Genomic DNA, 14,915 nt, shown 5'->3' with positions numbered 1-14,915 from the left:
GGAATTATGGAGGAACAACATGATAAAAAAAATAATGATGATGGCTTCGCTGTCTGCTGTAGTTTGTGGTGGAGTATACTATTTTCTCTATAATCCCAATATAAAGGAAAGCACTGTATTAACAACTAAGGTGAATCCTACTATTGAATCAGAAGTACAAGAGAATATAGAAGAAGAAAAAGAAGAACAACAAATTGATTATGCTAGTATATCTCAAAAGTTAGATCAATATTTAATAGGAAAGCAATTTAATGGAACAGTTTTAGTAACAGATAAAGAGCATGTTATATTGAATAAAGGATATGGGTATGCTGATGTTCAAAATAAGATAGAAAATACGCCTCAAACAAAATATCGTATCGGTTCTATTACGAAAACAGTCGTGGCCACATCTATTTTACAGCTACAGGAACAAGGGAAGCTAAATATTCAAGATAATGTAAATAAATATATTCCCTCTTTTCCGGTAGATAAAAATATCACCTTATATCATTTGTTAACACACACATCAGGTTTGCCAGAAAGTGGAAAAGGGAAGGCGAATGCCGCTTCTCGTATAAACTTAGTAAATTGGATTGGAAGTCAAAAATTAGAATTTCCACCAGGCGCAGGCTGGAGATATACAGATTATAATTATATGGTACTTGCCTATATTATAGAAAGCATATCAAAAAAACCTTTAGGAGATTACATAAAAGAAAATATATTTACTAAAGCAGAAATGCATGAATCTGGTATGGGAAATATGGCTCAGGGAGATCAGCATGTTGCTAAAGGATATGTAAAGAAAGAGAATGTACTTGAACCTGCACAAAAATTGTTAATGGAGTGGTTATACGGATGCGGTGAGATGTATACGACAGTTGGCGATATGAAGAAATTAGACGAAGCGATTATAAATGGGAAACTTCTTTCTGAACAAAGTATACAATCGATGTTTTCACCTTCAACAGAACGAAAATATGCATTTAGTTTTTACATATATCCGGATTATTTTCATAATCATGGTGTACTATCTGGTTGGAACACGTTCAATAATTTTAATAAAGAAAAAGGCACTTTTGTTATTTTATTTTCAAATGTGAAAAATAGTATAGATGATGATTTTAATAATGAGTTTCGAAAGATGGTAAGTGATTTATTAGAACGAAGGGGATGAGAAAATGGAACGTAAAAATGTATCAATAGGTTTCATCGGTATTGGTGTAATGGGAAAAAGTATGGTGCGTCATTTAATGCAAGACGGCTATCAAGTATATGTATATAATAGAACGAAAACGAAGACAGACTCTTTAGTGCAAGATGGTGCGAATTGGTGTGATACACCGAAAGAGTTAGTGAAGCAAGTTGATGTTGTAATGACTATGGTTGGATATCCACATGATGTAGAAGAAGTGTACTTTGGGATAGATGGGATTTTGGAGAATGCAAATGAAGATACGATAGCAATTGATTTCACGACATCTACACCAACATTGGCAAAACGTATTAATGAAACCGGTAAAAGTAAGAATGTATATACGTTAGATGCGCCTGTATCTGGAGGAGACGTTGGTGCGAAAGAAGCAAGGCTCGCAATTATGGTCGGTGGTGAAAAAGAAATATATGAAAAATGTTTACCGTTATTTGAAAAACTAGGAACAAACATTCAGTTGCAAGGACCAGCTGGAAGTGGACAACATACAAAAATGTGCAATCAAATTGCGATTGCATCTAACATGATTGGAGTATGTGAAGCTGTTGCTTATGCAAAAAAAGCTGGACTAGATCCGGATAAAGTATTAGAAAGTATTTCAACGGGAGCAGCAGGTAGTTGGTCATTGAGTAACTTAGCTCCTCGAATGTTAAAGGGAGATTTTGAACCAGGGTTTTATGTAAAGCACTTTATGAAAGATATGAAGATAGCTTTAGATGAGGCTGAAAAATTACAATTACCAGTACCAGGTTTAAGTTTGGCGAAGGACTTGTATGAAGAGTTAATAAAAGATGGAGAAGAGAATAGTGGAACACAAGTGTTATACAAAAAATACATAAAGGGGTAAATGAGATGGATCTTCAAAAATTTGATGAGATGATTGATACTGTACAACGAGCAACTTGTATACAAATTAGTGAAAAACAAAAAGAAGCTTTTAAACAAAAGTATGATTTTGAGCCGGAATTCGAATATGGAAGAGATGAGAAGGGGCATTATGTTATTCGAACTTCAAAAAAGATGTTAGAAGAAATGGAGTTTTATTTGGCATTGAAATATGATCAAGATGGAGTTGACCTTTATATGCAAGCAGAGATTGACGGTATTTGTCACGTATCTGTTAGCTATAGTGAAGATGTCCTACATTTACAGGAATTGTTTCAATTTCTAGAAGAAAATAAATAAAAGTCCTCATTTGAGGACTTTTATTTATTTTTAATTTTATAATTATAAGCTAGAAGCCCGGCGGCATCGTTCGATTGGGAATGGAATAACTTGTGCGATGTGATTAGGACCGAATTGTTTTGCACGAGCATGGCGTATTATATAAAATGCACACAGAATTGAAACAGGAATAGCACCGAATAAGCCAAAAAATAAAGCGCTTACACAGGATGCGACAAAACCTAAAACACCAACTTCCAACTCTTCCATAATAGCTCCTAGAATAACAGGAAGTGCTCCACACGTAACCCCTAGTATAAGTGCGATAAGTAAACTCATGATTATCCCCCTCTGTTTGCGATATTCTTTTCCTTTTATTTAATTGTAGTATATCATACATAAAACAGAATTTTCAGAAAAAATTCAAAAAAAGTTCAATAAATGTTCAAAAAGTGTTAAAAAATTTGCTTAAAAAATAGAAGGGGAGATTGTTTTGGAATAGAAGGACTCATATGTTTGAGAAAATAAAAAATCAGGCTTATTTCAAAAAATGAAATAAGCCTGTTCCATAGGAGGATGTATATATGTAGAGTGAATAAAAGGTTGGAAAAGGGGATCCAAGTCCTTTTATTCAACTAACTACCTTAATAAATTGGAACCCAGCCTTCAGTTGTAACAAAAATACGAATAGCTACAACTTGACGATCATCTTGCAAGGTAAAATAATGTCTTGCATTTTCAGGAACAGATATGAGATCGCCTGGCTCAAGTTCAACGTCAAAGAATTTCCCATCTTTTCCTTCAATAGCAAAGATGCCATGACCACTAATAATAAAGCGAACTTCATCATCGGTATGATGGTGTTCTTTTTGGAAATTAATTAATAATTCGTCAAGGTTAGGTGTGCTATTTGAAAGTGAAATTACATCATGTGCTTTATAACCTCGGCGCGCTGAAACATCAGCGATTTCTTTTGAAAACGCAGCTAATATTTCAGCCTTGTTTTCATCTGTTAACGAATAATTTTCATTTAAATGAGTAGGAAGCTTAGAAATATTCCATTTCTCATATAAAACGCCTTCCTCTTGTAGAAATTTAGATACTTCCACTTCATTTTCGATGCGAGTATTTACTTCATGAATACGAATTTGCGCCATTAGAAACGCCTCCTTGAATTGATAATAGTTTTATATGAAATTGGAATAAAAACTCATAAGCTTCTAATCTTTTCTTTGCATCAAAGCTATCTCGGCCCCATACGGTAATACCGTGGTTACGGATTAATACTGCTCCCGAATCTCCTTGTATATGCTTTCGGAAGTTTTCTCCAAGCGTTGGGATATGGGCATGGTTTTCGATAATAGGAATGTGAATTGTTGCACCTTCTTCCCAAATATCGAGAGCCTTAATAATTTCTTGATTTTGAAGGGTGACTGCATCACTATATAAATTTGTGATGACGTTATTATCAGTTGTATGAACATGAAGTACGCACCCGGCATTCGTATTGTTATAAATATGTGTATGCAATATTGTTTCTGCTGAAGGGCGTAATTCAGTCTCTAATACGGGAATCCCTAGATGATCTACTAATAGAAAATCATCTGGAGTAGTTTTTGTTTTATCTTTACCACTTGCTGTAATAAGAAAAGTAAGTGGCTCATGACTAACCTTTATAGAAATATTACCACTTGTTGCTGGAAACCAATTTCGTGTTGTTAATTCTTTTTTTATCTCGCTTAAGTCATACCATTGACGAAAAAGTTGTTTCATGATTTCACCTCCAACAAATGTTTTAATTGGGTTTGAACATCGTGAAATGTTTCAAACGGTGTATAAGCAATATAATTCTCTTCACACTTTGTAATAAGGAAGTCGCGAGCAAATACTTTATCTGCTTGTTTCGCAGCTTGTAAATCAGTAATGGAATCTCCAATCACAATATGGAAGTCATTCGTATCACTTAATTTACGGATTAAAGATGATTTGCATAATCCGCAATGATTTTGACAATGATGATCACAAGGATGAGGCCACTTAACTGTAATGAATTCACTTGAAAAGTCTGTTTCATTACAGTAAATTTGTTCTTTTGGAATGATTCCTTGTAAGAGTGGATAGACGAAGAAATCCATTCCACCTGATATAACGTAAAAAGAAATGTTATTTTCATTTACAAATTGTATAAATTCATGAAAACCACTACGGATTTCAGCAGTTTCTATTAAAAATTGAATCATATCATCGTGTAGACTAGTAGGTATTAATTGAAATAATTGAGAAACACCTTCTTGAATAGACAGCTCTTGTGATAAAATTCTATTCTTTACTTCTTCGGCTTCTGGTGGTGCGAATTTTTCCATAATGGACATAATGTTATCATTATTTGTAATCGTGCCATCGAAATCACAAAATACTTGAATACTCATAATTTCACCCCATGAGAAGGATTTCCCCATATTTGTAGTGCACTATGCAAATTTATGTCATCTACTTCATGGAGTGGTGTATTTTGCAAAGTAGCATTAATTGCAGTACGGAAAGCTTTACCGCCCCCTTGCGCCCCACTCGGATGTCCATGTATCCCGCCGCCAGCATTAATAACAACATCTTTACCGAAATCCCGTAGAATAAAGGGAACGAAACCAGGGTGAATACCAGCAGACGGAACAGAAAAACTCTTCTTGAAAAATGCATCGTCTTCAGTTAAATGTTTTGAGATGGCAAGAGCCTCCTCTTTTTCTAGTGCAACACTTCCGTATGGAGATGGGAATAATGAAAAGTCAGCCCCGGCATAACGTAGTAGCTTTCCAAGTAATAATGGAGAGGAAACTCCATATAACTTGGATGCTGAATAAGCACCACTTACAGCAGGGTGTGCCATAATAGGAATTGGGATTTCATCATCTTCTGCAAGTGATTGTAGTACATCTAGTCCGTAAGCAAATACATTAAATAATAGAATATCTGCCCCAGCTTGCACTGCGCGTTTCGCATTTTCTTTTAAATCAAAAGTTCGTCCTGTTAAATTTACGGCATATAACGTTTTATGTCCGTATGTTTCATATACGGATTGTAAAACTTCTTTTCCAGATACAATGCGTTTCGTAAGTGGTGTTAATGTATTCTCAAATAATATTTCATCATCTTTTACTATATCTACACCACCAATTGCTTGATCGCGTAATTGCGTTTTTAAATACCCAATATTTCGTCCAATCATTCCTTTAAAAATACTCATTAAAAGGGGACGTTCATGCACTTGTAAAAGATTTCGAATACCATCTATCCCGAATTTTGGACCAGGGAAATATTGTTTTAACTCGTCTGAAAATGTTAAGTCGATTAATTTCACTTCACCATCAAGTGATAGCTTGCCGAATGTAGTTGTTAAAATTGCTGGTAAGTCCGGACTGAAGTTTAATAACGGATATTCGATTTTAATAATCCCGCGTTTAACTTTTTTACGTAAATACGAATTGGTATGTTCTTGTTCAGCTAGTTCCTCAACATGAATGACGTTGCCTTTATGCTGTTTTAATTGTTCTTGCAATAAGTGTGGCAAATGAGTCCAAGAGCCAATTGTTAAACCGAGTGCAATTTGCTCGGCCTTTTTTTCTAAGTTATGTGAATCATCATGGATTAAATACGTTGCTATAATTCCGCTCATTGTTAAAACCTCCTAGTTAAATAAAAAAACCTCTCAGCTAAGGAGAGGTTTTTTTACAACCAGCTCCTTATCTGTCAGCATAATGCTGCGAGAATTAGCACCGTGTCTACAATTGTAGATCGGTTGCCGGGTTTCGTCGGGCTCGTCCCTCCACCTGCTCTTGATAAGAAGTATTTAGAAATGTTTAAATTTTTAAGATAACTGAATTTTGTCAGATATTTTTCATGTTGTCAATTACTTTTTGAAAAAATTTAATTTATCAATTCGATTAATGGCTTCTCGTAATCTATCTTCTGTATGCAAGAGACCAACACGGACATATCCTTCGCCATGTTCACCAAATCCAACACCAGGAGCAACTGCAACGTGTGCTTTTTCTAGTAAAATATCAGAAAATTGCTCAGATGTATATCCTTTCGGAACAGGAAGCCATGCAAAGAATGAGCCTGTTGGAATGTCTACATTCCAACCAATTGAGTGACAAGCTGAAACAAGAGCGTTTCTTCGAGATTCGTAACTATTTACAAGGTCTATTACGCAAGACTGTGAACTTAATAGTGCTTCGCGGGCAGCATCTTGAACTGCACCAAAAATACTAACATACATATGATCTTGTAATAAGTTAATTGTCTCAATCACACTTTCATTCCCCACAGCGAAAGCGATGCGCCATCCAGCCATATTGAAAGTTTTCGATAGAGTGTAAATTTCAATACCTGTATCTTTAGCACCGTCTGCTTGCAAGAAACTAACAGGTTTTTGACCATCGAATCCAATAGCACCGTAAGCAAAATCATGAACGACTAATATATTATGTTCATTAGCAAAATGAATGGTTTCATCAAAGAAATCTTTTGATGCAGTAGCACCGGTAGGATTATTTGGATAGTTTAAAAACATTAATTTTGCACGCTCGGCAATAGAGTCATCGATTTTCGTATAATCTGGTAAAAAATTATTTTCTGCAATAAGCGGCATTGTTTCAAATTGTGCTTTAGCTAAAGCAACTCCTGATAAATAATCTGGATAGCCTGGATCTGGAACGAGAATAGTATCACCAGGGTTTGTAAAACAAACTGGTAATTCTACTAATCCAGCTTTTCCACCAAACAAAATAGCAACTTCTGTTTTTGGATTTACTACTACATCATATTCGCGTTGATAGAATGTTGCCACGGCTTCTTTTAAACTTTCGTGTCCGCGAAATGGCGGATATTTATGATGAATGGCCTTTTCAGCAGCGTCTTGTAAAGCTTTTACGATATGCTGCGGTGTTGGTTGATCTGGATTACCTTGTCCTAGATTAATAACATCGTGACCTGCTGCAACGACTTTGTTAACTTTTGCAACAAGTGAAGCGAAAAATTGTGTTGGCAATGATGTTACTATCTCAGAAGGTTGAAATAATTTCATACTTTCCACCTCTTTTGAAAGTTGTTACAATTCTAGTGACAAATGATATAATCTTTCCAGTATTTTGTAAAGAAAAAATTAAGAATGGGGCTGACAAAATGAAAGTCGCATGTATTCAAATGGATATTGTCTTTGGAGATGTAGAAAAAAATATTGAGAATGCTAAAAATAAAATAAGTGAAGCGATGAAAGAAAGACCATATGTTATTGTCTTACCAGAACTGTGGACAACAGGATATGATTTAACGAGGCTTACTGAAATTGCAGATAGGGATGGATTGCAAACGAAAGAAAAGCTGAAAGAATGGTCGAAGCAATATGGTGTACATATTGTCGGTGGGTCTATAGCGAAGCAAACAGAGCAAGGTGTTACAAATACAATGTATGTTGTAACTAATAAAGGAGAACTAATTAATGAATATAGTAAAGTGCACTTATTTCAGCTTATGGATGAACATAAATATTTAATCGCTGGAAATAGTACAGGTGAATTTAAGCTAGATGATGTAGAGTGCGCCGGCACAATCTGTTATGATATTCGTTTTCCAGAGTGGATGCGCGTTCATACTGCTAAAGGTGCAAAAGTTTTATTTGTTGCAGCAGAATGGCCATTGGTTCGTTTAGCTCATTGGCGTTTGTTATTGCAAGCAAGAGCAGTTGAAAATCAGTGTTATGTTGTTGCATGTAATAGGGCAGGAAAGGATCCGGATAATGAGTTTGCCGGTCATTCTTTAATTGTCGATCCTTGGGGCGAAATTGTTGTAGAAGCGAATGAAGAAGAATCAATTTTATTTGGAGAGCTTCATTTTGAGAAAATTAAAGAAGTACGCAAAGGAATTCCAGTTTTTGCAGATCGTCGTCCAGAATTATACAAATAAAATGTTGACAAGTGATTTTTATTCTTGGTATAGTCTTCAACATAAAGTTAAAAATTCGAAAAATTATACAACTCTTATCAAGAGCAGGTGGAGGGATTTGGCCCGATGAAGCCCAGCAACCGACCGTAATACCATTGTGAAATGGGGCGTTTATTTACGCCAAAAGGCACGGTGCTAATTCCAGCAGAAAGTAAACCTTTCTGGCAGATAAGAGGGGAGAAGATAAACTTCAAACCTCTTTCTTTGTGGAAAGAGGTTTTTCTACGTCAGAAAAACCTCTGAATTTAAAAAAGGGGGAGAAGACGATGGGATATTATTCATTAACTGAAACGACAGCTATACAATATGCGAAAGAACACGGTTATTTTGAAAAGAAAGCAAATGTAGTTTGTCATGAAATTGGAGATGGAAATTTAAATTACGTGTTCAAATTAGATGATGGAGAGAAGTCTATTATAATAAAACAAGCACTGCCATATGCAAAAGTAGTTGGTGAGAGCTGGCCACTGTCTATAAAAAGAGCGACGATTGAAAGTAAAGCATTACAAATTTTTGCGAAGTATGTGCCGGAATATGTGCCGGGAGTGTACAGTCATGATGAAGAGTTAGCAGTAACAGTCATAGAAGATCTATCAAGGCTAACAATTGCAAGAAAAGGATTAATAGATGGAGAGGAGTACCCACTTTTATCTCAACATATTGGTCGTTTTCTAGCACATGTTTTGTTTTATACTTCAGATTTCGGGTTAGAGTCAGAAGAGAAAAGGGTACTAGAAGGTGCATTTGTAAACCCAGACCTTTGTAAGATTACAGAAGATTTAGTGTTTACAGATCCGTTCGGTCATTACGATACGAATGATTATGAGCCGGAGTTACAACTAGCGGTGGATGAATTGTGGAGTGATAAAACTTTAAAGTTAAAAGTCGCGCAATATAAATATAAATTTTTAACGAGAAAAGAAGCGCTTATTCACGGTGATTTACATACTGGTAGTATTTTTTCATCACCTTCTGAAACGAAAGTGATTGATCCGGAATTTGCAACATATGGCCCATTTGGATTTGATCTTGGTCAATTTATTGCAAATCTATTATTAAATGCTCTATCCAGAGAAGAAGAACAGAGAAGTTTGCTATTTTTCCATATTGAGAAGACGTGGAGTTATTTTGTAGAAACTTTTACGAAGTTATGGATTGGAGAAGGTGTAGAAGCATATACGAAAGAGAAACAATGGTTGCCGATTATTTTGCAAAATATTTTTAAGGATGCCGTTGGATTTGCTGGATGTGAGCTTATCCGTAGAACAATTGGCTTAGCGCATGTAGCTGATTTAGATGAAATAGCAAATAAAGAAACGAGAATTCAAGCTAAGAAACAAGCGCTATCCTTAGGTAAAGAACTAATAAAATATGAATCTAAGAGCGCTGATATTCAACTGTTCCGAACACTATTTCAACAGACAGTTCCAGGAGGTATAAAAGCATGAGTACAATTGTTACTGTTCCGAGGTCTGTCAGTTGGAAAGGTGATGCCATTGCAGTATTAAATCAAACAAAGTTGCCGCATAGCACAGAATACAAAACATTAACGACGATTGAAGAGGTATGGAAAAGTATTGTCATGCTAGAAGTACGAGGAGCACCTGCAATTGGAATTGTAGCTGCATTTGGCTTGGCGCTTGCATCAAAAAAATATGACACTGTACATATTGAAGAATTTCAAAAGAAGTTTAATAGAGATTGTAATTATTTAGGGACGTCACGCCCGACAGCAGTCAATTTATTTTGGGCAATCGATCGTATGAGAGAATCGATTCGAGAAATTACTACAATAAAAGAAGCACAAAAAATATTAGAAGAAGAAGCGCTTCTCATTCAGCAAGAAGATGAAGCGGTATGCCGGCGTATTGGAGAACATGCATTAACATGCTTTAAAGAAGGTGATAACATTTTAACAATTTGTAACGCTGGAAGTATTGCAACTGCTAGATATGGCACTGCATTAGCACCGTTTTATATTGGGAAAGAAAAGGGTGTACGTTTACATGCGTATGCGTGTGAAACGAGACCGGTTTTACAAGGCGGGCGTTTAACGACCTGGGAATTAAAACAGGCAAATATTGATGTAACACTTATTACCGATAATACGGCAGCTCATGCTATTCAAACGAAAGAAATAAACGCGATTATAGTAGGAGCGGACCGAATTGTCGCAAATGGAGATACAGCAAATAAAATTGGAACAATGAATTTAGCTATATTAGCAAAGTATTACGATATTCCATTTTACGTTGCAGCTCCGTTATCTACGTTTGATATTACGAAACAAACAGGTACAGAAATTGTTATTGAAGAAAGAGATGAAACAGAAGTTACAAAAATTTTTGGAAAACAAGTGGCGCCAATTGGAACTGATGTTTATAATCCTGCATTTGACGTAACACCGAATGAATTAATTACAGGTATTATTACTGAAAAAGGCATCATACGTGGAGATTATAAACGGGAAATTGCATCATTATTTGAAAGACAAGCTAATACATAATAGCTTGTTTTTTTATGCCTAAATGTATTTCTCACTCTTATTTATATAATGAAAGGAGGAGAGAAAGATGGAAGAGTGGATCAGGATGATAGGTAATGTAGGGTTTCCGATTGTTGTAACATTATATTTACTCCATCGTATTGAAAGTAAATTAGATGGGGTAATTGTTGCAATCGAGAAACTCCCTAAACAATTACTAAAGTAGGAAGGTCCTCGCGATAGAAAGTAAAATAAAGTTTGCTCTTCGTGAGCAAACTTTATTTTTATTGAGCAGTATAGCCACCATCAATAACAACTGCTTGACCAGTTATACCCTTTGCTTTTTCGCTCGCTAAAAATATAGCATAATCAGAGATTTCTTGTACTTGTAATAAGCGTTTTTGTGGTACAAGTGGATAAATAACATCCTCTAAAACATTTTCAAGTGGTACGTTTCGTGTAGTAGCTAAATCTTGTAGTTGATTACGTACAAGAGGGGTATCGACATAACCAGGACAAAGCGCATTAACGGTAATTCCGTGAGTAGCGCCTTCTAAAGCGGCAACTTTTGTTAATCCAATTACGCCATGTTTCGCGCTATTGTAGGCGGATTTCCCTGCAAATCCAACGAGGCCATTAATGGAAGCGACATTAATAATTCGGCCATACTTTTGTTTTTTCATAATCGGGAAGGCATGCTTAATTGCGATAAAAGGAGCGATTAGCATAATTTTAATAAGTAGTTCGAACTTTTCGGTTGGAAAATCTTCAATTGGTGACACGTGCTGCATTCCTGCGTTGTTAATTAATATATGTAATGAACCGAAATGCGTAACGGTTTGAGAAATTGCAGCGGTAATTTCTTCTTCAGATGTAACATCACATTTTAAACCGATAGCTTGATAGCCTTCTTTTTGTAATTTTTCAGCAGCTTCTTTTGCACGTTCTTCAAGACGATCGGTAATCACAACTTTTGCACCTTCTTTTGCAAAAGCGTTTCCCATTTCATAACCAATACCACTTGCAGCACCTGTTAAAAAGACAACTCGATTTGTAACCATGATGAAAAACATCCCTTCGTAATAAAGTTCTCATATTGCTCTATTTAGAGAGGTGATAATAAAAATCCTGCAAAGATTTGGAAAAATATTGTTAGCTATCTTGTTTTGCAAAATAGTCTCTGCTATACTATTTTGTAAAGCAAGATACTTACGCTTATCTATCTTGTAAAACAAGATAGTGGGAGGATTTGAATTATGTCGACAAGTCAAATGCTGAAAGGGATTTTAGAAGGATGCTTACTTGCTATTATTTCTGAAGGTGAAATATACGGTTATGAAATGAGTGAAAAGCTAGCGAAGTATGGCTTTACTATGGCGAGTGAGGGAAGTATTTATCCGTTATTAATACGAATGCAAAAGGAAGGATTAATAACAAGTGTAATGAAGGAATCTCCATCTGGCCCAAAGCGAAAATATTATACATTAACAGAAAAAGGCGAGGAAGCACTTCATGAATTTATGGATCGCTGGGAAGCGATGCAAAGTAGTGTAGAGCGTCTACTTGAAGGGAAGGGGAGAAAAAAATAATGTTATCAAGTGAAGCACGAAAGTTTTTATTAGATATGAGATTATTTTTAGTGGCAAAGGGTGTGAAAGAAAGCGATATTGAAAATTTTATAGAAGATGCAGAACTTCATTTAATCGAGGGTGAGAGTGATGGGAAAAGTGTAGAAGATATTTTCGGAAGCTCACCGAAAGAATATGCAAATGAACTTGTAAAAGTAATGGAAAAGGATAGACAGGAAACGTGGAAGCAAATTGGCTTTACAGTAATGAATATCGTATTGTTTTGGATTATTGCTTCTATCTTAATAGTGAATAACGGAATGTTACAGATTTCACTTATTCAGTGCATTGGCTATAGCTTTACATTGATCGTAGCTGTAATAAGTCCTAATTTTCTACTTCGTAAAATGACCTTCGTAACAAGCTTTACAAAAACGTGGTTTTCTATGTGGTTTTTAGTTATGATTGCGCCAATGTTTTTAATAGGAGTTGTTACGATATTAGATGTGATCTATCCTACCAAAATGTTTACATTCACCCAAACGCAAAGTTATATATTAGCTGGAGCTATTTTTATTATCACAGTAGCGATAAATATATATTTTGAAGGATGGTTTAAAAACTTATATTTAATCATTCCTCTTTCTATTATGTTACTGTTTAAAACATTTACATCGGAAGATCTTATGCCAATGTTATTTCAAATTATATGTTTATACGGAAGTTTGTTTATTTTAATTTTCCTTGAAATTATGATGAAGATGAATAGAAGAGAAACGGTTAAATGAGGGAGGGGTTATCATGCAAATTTCTAAAGAAGGAGAAAAGTTTTTAATCGATACGAAAGTGTATTTAATAACAAAAGGCATGAAAGAAGAAGATGTGGACGCTTTTATAGAGGATGCAGAACTTCATTTAATAGAAGGTGAGAAAGAGGGAAAGACGGTAAGCGATATATTCGGTGATTCACCAAAAGAATATGCGGAAGAATTAGCGAAAGAGATGGAGAAGGATACAGGCGGGAGTATAAAGAGTATTCTTGCGATGATAATTGGTATTGGCGGGTATTGGATATTAACTCATATTTTATTTAATAATCCAAATCAGCAATTTATACTAACGAATATACAGTTAATTGGCTATCCTATCGTCTTAATCATTACGATTATTGGAACCATTGTTGCGTTTAGAATGTCTTCTTTTAAAAATAAATTTGTAGAGTTCGGGATTATTTACGTAATAGTAATGGTTCCCATCTTATTATTAGTATTATTGATGTTTATTGATAAATGGTACGGTACACCTATTTTGCAATTATCGACAATGCAAACATATATATTAGCAGCAAGTATCTTTTTATTACTTTTCGTTGGAGAAGTGTATGTCCTTGGTTGGATGGGTGTTTTGGTGCTAATTGTTCCTTTAGCGATTATGTTTATATTTAAAGGATTAGAAGAAAAAAATGTATTTTGGGGAATTGCAAAGATATTACTTATGTATGGAAGTATATATGGATTAATGAGATGGTCTTTAAAAATTGAAGAGAGAAAAAGTATAAACGAGTAGTTCAAAAAAGTGGCTGCTCTGGATATACAAAAAATTATTTCCAAAGAAATACTATATTTTGATTTTTAGAGGGATGCCGTTTTGGTGTATAGTGTATCCTTTGCAGCCGGGATTTGGTTTGTAGATTGGAATAAATTGTTTTAAACAGTAACAGGACAGTTACTGTTTTTTTCTTTGTAATAAAGAACTTTGTAAAGAGAGTGCTTTTTGTTCGTTCGTTAATAGGGACTGAATATGGACGTTTTCAGGACGAGGTACGATAGGGTACATAAGATTTGATGGAGACGGATGGTGCTCCGATCCAGTTAGGGAATGAGGATCTGCGTGAGTAAGTTTTCCGTGAACACGTCTTGTAAATAAAATATGACCGATTTCGTGAGCGAGCGTATATATATTTTTCATGGGAGCAGCTGAATTTGTTAAAACGATATAACCAGTAAGTTGCTGTTGTTTTGCTAAAGAGTAAGCGCAGGCAATTACGGCTGTTTCTTTGAAATAATCACTGCCAATATAACAAATGTAAAGGTCGCATTCAGGAGCTTCATTTACACATGTTTGGAAAAAGGCTGCTAATTTTTCCTGACTTTGAATAGAATTTTTATAACTAATTTCACGGTCAGAAAAACGGAAAAGTTCATTTAAAATAATTACGTCTGTAATTTGAAATGTAATCGGGTGCCAAATTGATTCTGCTACTGCTAAATCTTTTGCGATACGGTCATCAGAAATATCGGCGCCTGGAGTAATGCAAATACATATATTGACGTATGGATCCATAAGGAACACCTCAACTGAAAAAATTCTTCTTATAATATATGTGGAGAAAAGCTCCTATGTATGGATAAACGCCTTGTTTATTACAAGTCGAAAAAATTTCATAGTTCTATAACGTAGTGTGATCATCTTTTTGATATAGTAAAGAAAAGGGGGAGAATAT

Annotated in this window: 18 protein-coding genes, 1 pseudogene and 2 riboswitches; of the genes and pseudogenes, 11 read left to right on the top strand and 8 right to left on the bottom strand. The window is 35.1% G+C overall.

Annotated features, from left to right (window positions below; translation table 11 throughout):
- Positions 1-19: 19 nt before the first annotated feature.
- From J0835_RS19800 to J0835_RS19790, 3 genes are read left to right on the top strand one after another with little or no spacing between them, the layout of a single operon-like run.
- Positions 20-1,159 carry a serine hydrolase domain-containing protein gene (locus tag J0835_RS19800; RefSeq protein WP_140386880.1) on the top strand — a complete coding sequence of 380 codons (1,140 nt, stop codon included), beginning with the start codon at positions 20-22 and terminating at the stop codon, positions 1,157-1,159.
- Positions 1,160-1,163: 4 nt separating this feature from the next.
- The gene (locus J0835_RS19795) at positions 1,164-2,042 is read left to right on the top strand and encodes an NAD(P)-dependent oxidoreductase (RefSeq protein WP_087981765.1); all 879 of its coding nucleotides are present in this window, start codon (positions 1,164-1,166) and stop codon (positions 2,040-2,042) included.
- 5 nt (positions 2,043-2,047) lie between these two features.
- Positions 2,048-2,380: a DUF3909 family protein gene (locus J0835_RS19790; protein WP_087981764.1), complete on the top strand. Its 333-nt coding sequence runs from the start codon at positions 2,048-2,050 to the stop codon at positions 2,378-2,380.
- Positions 2,381-2,422: 42 nt separating this feature from the next.
- On the opposite strand, the gene J0835_RS19785 is transcribed toward J0835_RS19790, so the two are convergent.
- The 6 genes from J0835_RS19785 to J0835_RS19760 all read right to left on the bottom strand — a co-directional run bounded on the left by J0835_RS19785 (position 2,423) and on the right by J0835_RS19760 (position 7,442).
- Positions 2,423-2,698, bottom strand: coding sequence for a hypothetical protein (locus tag J0835_RS19785; protein WP_060632128.1), 276 nt, complete (start codon positions 2,696-2,698; stop codon positions 2,423-2,425).
- Positions 2,699-3,003: 305 nt separating this feature from the next.
- On the bottom strand, positions 3,004-3,516 hold the full coding sequence (locus J0835_RS19780) for a 1,2-dihydroxy-3-keto-5-methylthiopentene dioxygenase (RefSeq protein WP_087981763.1): 513 nt from the start codon (positions 3,514-3,516) through the stop codon (positions 3,004-3,006).
- Positions 3,494-4,132 carry a methylthioribulose 1-phosphate dehydratase gene (locus J0835_RS19775; RefSeq protein WP_047957113.1) on the bottom strand — a complete coding sequence of 213 codons (639 nt, stop codon included), beginning with the start codon at positions 4,130-4,132 and terminating at the stop codon, positions 3,494-3,496. The genes J0835_RS19780 and J0835_RS19775 overlap by 23 nt, the downstream gene beginning before the upstream one ends.
- Positions 4,129-4,788: a 2-hydroxy-3-keto-5-methylthiopentenyl-1-phosphate phosphatase gene (locus tag J0835_RS19770; protein WP_087981762.1), complete on the bottom strand. Its 660-nt coding sequence runs from the start codon at positions 4,786-4,788 to the stop codon at positions 4,129-4,131. The genes J0835_RS19775 and J0835_RS19770 overlap by 4 nt, the downstream gene beginning before the upstream one ends.
- Entirely contained in the window at positions 4,785-6,029 is a 1,245-nt protein-coding gene (mtnW, locus tag J0835_RS19765) for a 2,3-diketo-5-methylthiopentyl-1-phosphate enolase (protein WP_087981761.1), read from the bottom strand. The genes J0835_RS19770 and mtnW overlap by 4 nt, the downstream gene beginning before the upstream one ends.
- Before the next feature lie 64 nt (positions 6,030-6,093).
- Positions 6,094-6,199: riboswitch (SAM riboswitch) on the bottom strand.
- A gap of 64 nt (positions 6,200-6,263) precedes the next feature.
- The gene (locus J0835_RS19760) at positions 6,264-7,442 is read right to left on the bottom strand and encodes a pyridoxal phosphate-dependent aminotransferase (protein WP_087981760.1); all 1,179 of its coding nucleotides are present in this window, start codon (positions 7,440-7,442) and stop codon (positions 6,264-6,266) included.
- A 14-nt stretch (positions 7,443-7,456) separates the two neighbouring features.
- On the opposite strand from J0835_RS19760, the gene J0835_RS19755 reads away from it, so the two are divergent.
- From J0835_RS19755 to J0835_RS19740, 4 genes are all read left to right on the top strand, one after another.
- Positions 7,457-8,320, top strand: a complete 864-nt coding sequence (locus J0835_RS19755) for a carbon-nitrogen family hydrolase (RefSeq protein WP_333728187.1) — start codon at positions 7,457-7,459, stop codon at positions 8,318-8,320.
- 71 nt (positions 8,321-8,391) lie between these two features.
- Positions 8,392-8,534, top strand: a riboswitch (SAM riboswitch).
- Positions 8,535-8,625: 91 nt separating this feature from the next.
- Positions 8,626-9,807: an S-methyl-5-thioribose kinase gene (gene mtnK, locus J0835_RS19750; protein ID WP_087982717.1), complete on the top strand. Its 1,182-nt coding sequence runs from the start codon at positions 8,626-8,628 to the stop codon at positions 9,805-9,807.
- Complete coding sequence (gene mtnA, locus J0835_RS19745; protein ID WP_087981759.1) at positions 9,804-10,865, top strand: S-methyl-5-thioribose-1-phosphate isomerase; 1,062 nt, start codon at positions 9,804-9,806, stop codon at positions 10,863-10,865. The genes mtnK and mtnA overlap by 4 nt, the downstream gene beginning before the upstream one ends.
- Positions 10,866-10,932: 67 nt before the next feature.
- Positions 10,933-11,070 carry a YvrJ family protein gene (locus J0835_RS19740; protein WP_000393342.1) on the top strand — a complete coding sequence of 46 codons (138 nt, stop codon included), beginning with the start codon at positions 10,933-10,935 and terminating at the stop codon, positions 11,068-11,070.
- 58 nt (positions 11,071-11,128) lie between these two features.
- On the opposite strand, the gene J0835_RS19735 is transcribed toward J0835_RS19740, so the two are convergent.
- Entirely contained in the window at positions 11,129-11,905 is a 777-nt protein-coding gene (locus tag J0835_RS19735; protein ID WP_087981758.1) for a 3-hydroxybutyrate dehydrogenase, read from the bottom strand.
- A gap of 195 nt (positions 11,906-12,100) precedes the next feature.
- On the opposite strand from J0835_RS19735, the gene J0835_RS19730 reads away from it, so the two are divergent.
- The 4 genes and pseudogenes from J0835_RS19730 to J0835_RS29245 form a co-directional block, all read left to right on the top strand.
- Positions 12,101-12,433 carry a PadR family transcriptional regulator gene (locus J0835_RS19730; protein WP_000107986.1) on the top strand — a complete coding sequence of 111 codons (333 nt, stop codon included), beginning with the start codon at positions 12,101-12,103 and terminating at the stop codon, positions 12,431-12,433.
- Positions 12,433-13,200, top strand: coding sequence for a DUF1129 domain-containing protein (locus J0835_RS19725; RefSeq protein WP_087981757.1), 768 nt, complete (start codon positions 12,433-12,435; stop codon positions 13,198-13,200). The genes J0835_RS19730 and J0835_RS19725 overlap by 1 nt, the downstream gene beginning before the upstream one ends.
- Before the next feature lie 13 nt (positions 13,201-13,213).
- The gene (locus tag J0835_RS19720) at positions 13,214-13,978 is read left to right on the top strand and encodes a DUF1129 domain-containing protein (protein ID WP_087981756.1); all 765 of its coding nucleotides are present in this window, start codon (positions 13,214-13,216) and stop codon (positions 13,976-13,978) included.
- A 7-nt stretch (positions 13,979-13,985) separates the two neighbouring features.
- Positions 13,986-14,122: pseudogene (locus J0835_RS29245) on the top strand (DNA-binding protein); the annotation flags it as partial.
- Positions 14,123-14,137: 15 nt separating this feature from the next.
- Here J0835_RS29245 and J0835_RS19715 read toward each other — a convergent pair.
- On the bottom strand, positions 14,138-14,755 hold the full coding sequence (locus J0835_RS19715; protein ID WP_087981755.1) for an ImmA/IrrE family metallo-endopeptidase: 618 nt from the start codon (positions 14,753-14,755) through the stop codon (positions 14,138-14,140).
- Between the last annotated feature and the right edge of the window lie 160 nt (positions 14,756-14,915).

Source organism: Bacillus cereus group sp. Sample62, from assembly GCF_036851315.1.
GTDB classification, from domain to species: Bacteria; Bacillota; Bacilli; order Bacillales; family Bacillaceae_G; genus Bacillus_A; species Bacillus_A wiedmannii.
Note: the sequence above shows the minus strand (reverse complement) of the source record. Positions and strands in the feature narration are given on the sequence as shown.

Bases quoted from the DNA above. Each gene is read 5' to 3' on its own strand.
- J0835_RS19800 (WP_140386880.1), top strand. From the start codon at position 20: ATGATAAAAAAAATAATGATGATGGCTTCGCTGTCTGCTGTAGTTTGT.
- J0835_RS19795 (WP_087981765.1), top strand. From the start codon at position 1,164: ATGGAACGTAAAAATGTATCAATAGGTTTCATCGGTATTGGTGTAATG.
- J0835_RS19790 (WP_087981764.1), top strand. From the start codon at position 2,048: ATGGATCTTCAAAAATTTGATGAGATGATTGATACTGTACAACGAGCA.
- J0835_RS19785 (WP_060632128.1), bottom strand. From the start codon at position 2,698: ATGAGTTTACTTATCGCACTTATACTAGGGGTTACGTGTGGAGCACTT.
- J0835_RS19780 (WP_087981763.1), bottom strand. From the start codon at position 3,516: ATGGCGCAAATTCGTATTCATGAAGTAAATACTCGCATCGAAAATGAA.
- J0835_RS19775 (WP_047957113.1), bottom strand. From the start codon at position 4,132: ATGAAACAACTTTTTCGTCAATGGTATGACTTAAGCGAGATAAAAAAA.
- J0835_RS19770 (WP_087981762.1), bottom strand. From the start codon at position 4,788: ATGAGTATTCAAGTATTTTGTGATTTCGATGGCACGATTACAAATAAT.
- mtnW (WP_087981761.1), bottom strand. From the start codon at position 6,029: ATGAGCGGAATTATAGCAACGTATTTAATCCATGATGATTCACATAAC.
- J0835_RS19760 (WP_087981760.1), bottom strand. From the start codon at position 7,442: ATGAAATTATTTCAACCTTCTGAGATAGTAACATCATTGCCAACACAA.
- mtnK (WP_087982717.1), top strand. From the start codon at position 8,626: ATGGGATATTATTCATTAACTGAAACGACAGCTATACAATATGCGAAA.
- mtnA (WP_087981759.1), top strand. From the start codon at position 9,804: ATGAGTACAATTGTTACTGTTCCGAGGTCTGTCAGTTGGAAAGGTGAT.
- J0835_RS19740 (WP_000393342.1), top strand. From the start codon at position 10,933: ATGGAAGAGTGGATCAGGATGATAGGTAATGTAGGGTTTCCGATTGTT.
- J0835_RS19735 (WP_087981758.1), bottom strand. From the start codon at position 11,905: ATGGTTACAAATCGAGTTGTCTTTTTAACAGGTGCTGCAAGTGGTATT.
- J0835_RS19730 (WP_000107986.1), top strand. From the start codon at position 12,101: ATGTCGACAAGTCAAATGCTGAAAGGGATTTTAGAAGGATGCTTACTT.
- J0835_RS19725 (WP_087981757.1), top strand. From the start codon at position 12,433: ATGTTATCAAGTGAAGCACGAAAGTTTTTATTAGATATGAGATTATTT.
- J0835_RS19720 (WP_087981756.1), top strand. From the start codon at position 13,214: ATGCAAATTTCTAAAGAAGGAGAAAAGTTTTTAATCGATACGAAAGTG.
- J0835_RS19715 (WP_087981755.1), bottom strand. From the start codon at position 14,755: ATGGATCCATACGTCAATATATGTATTTGCATTACTCCAGGCGCCGAT.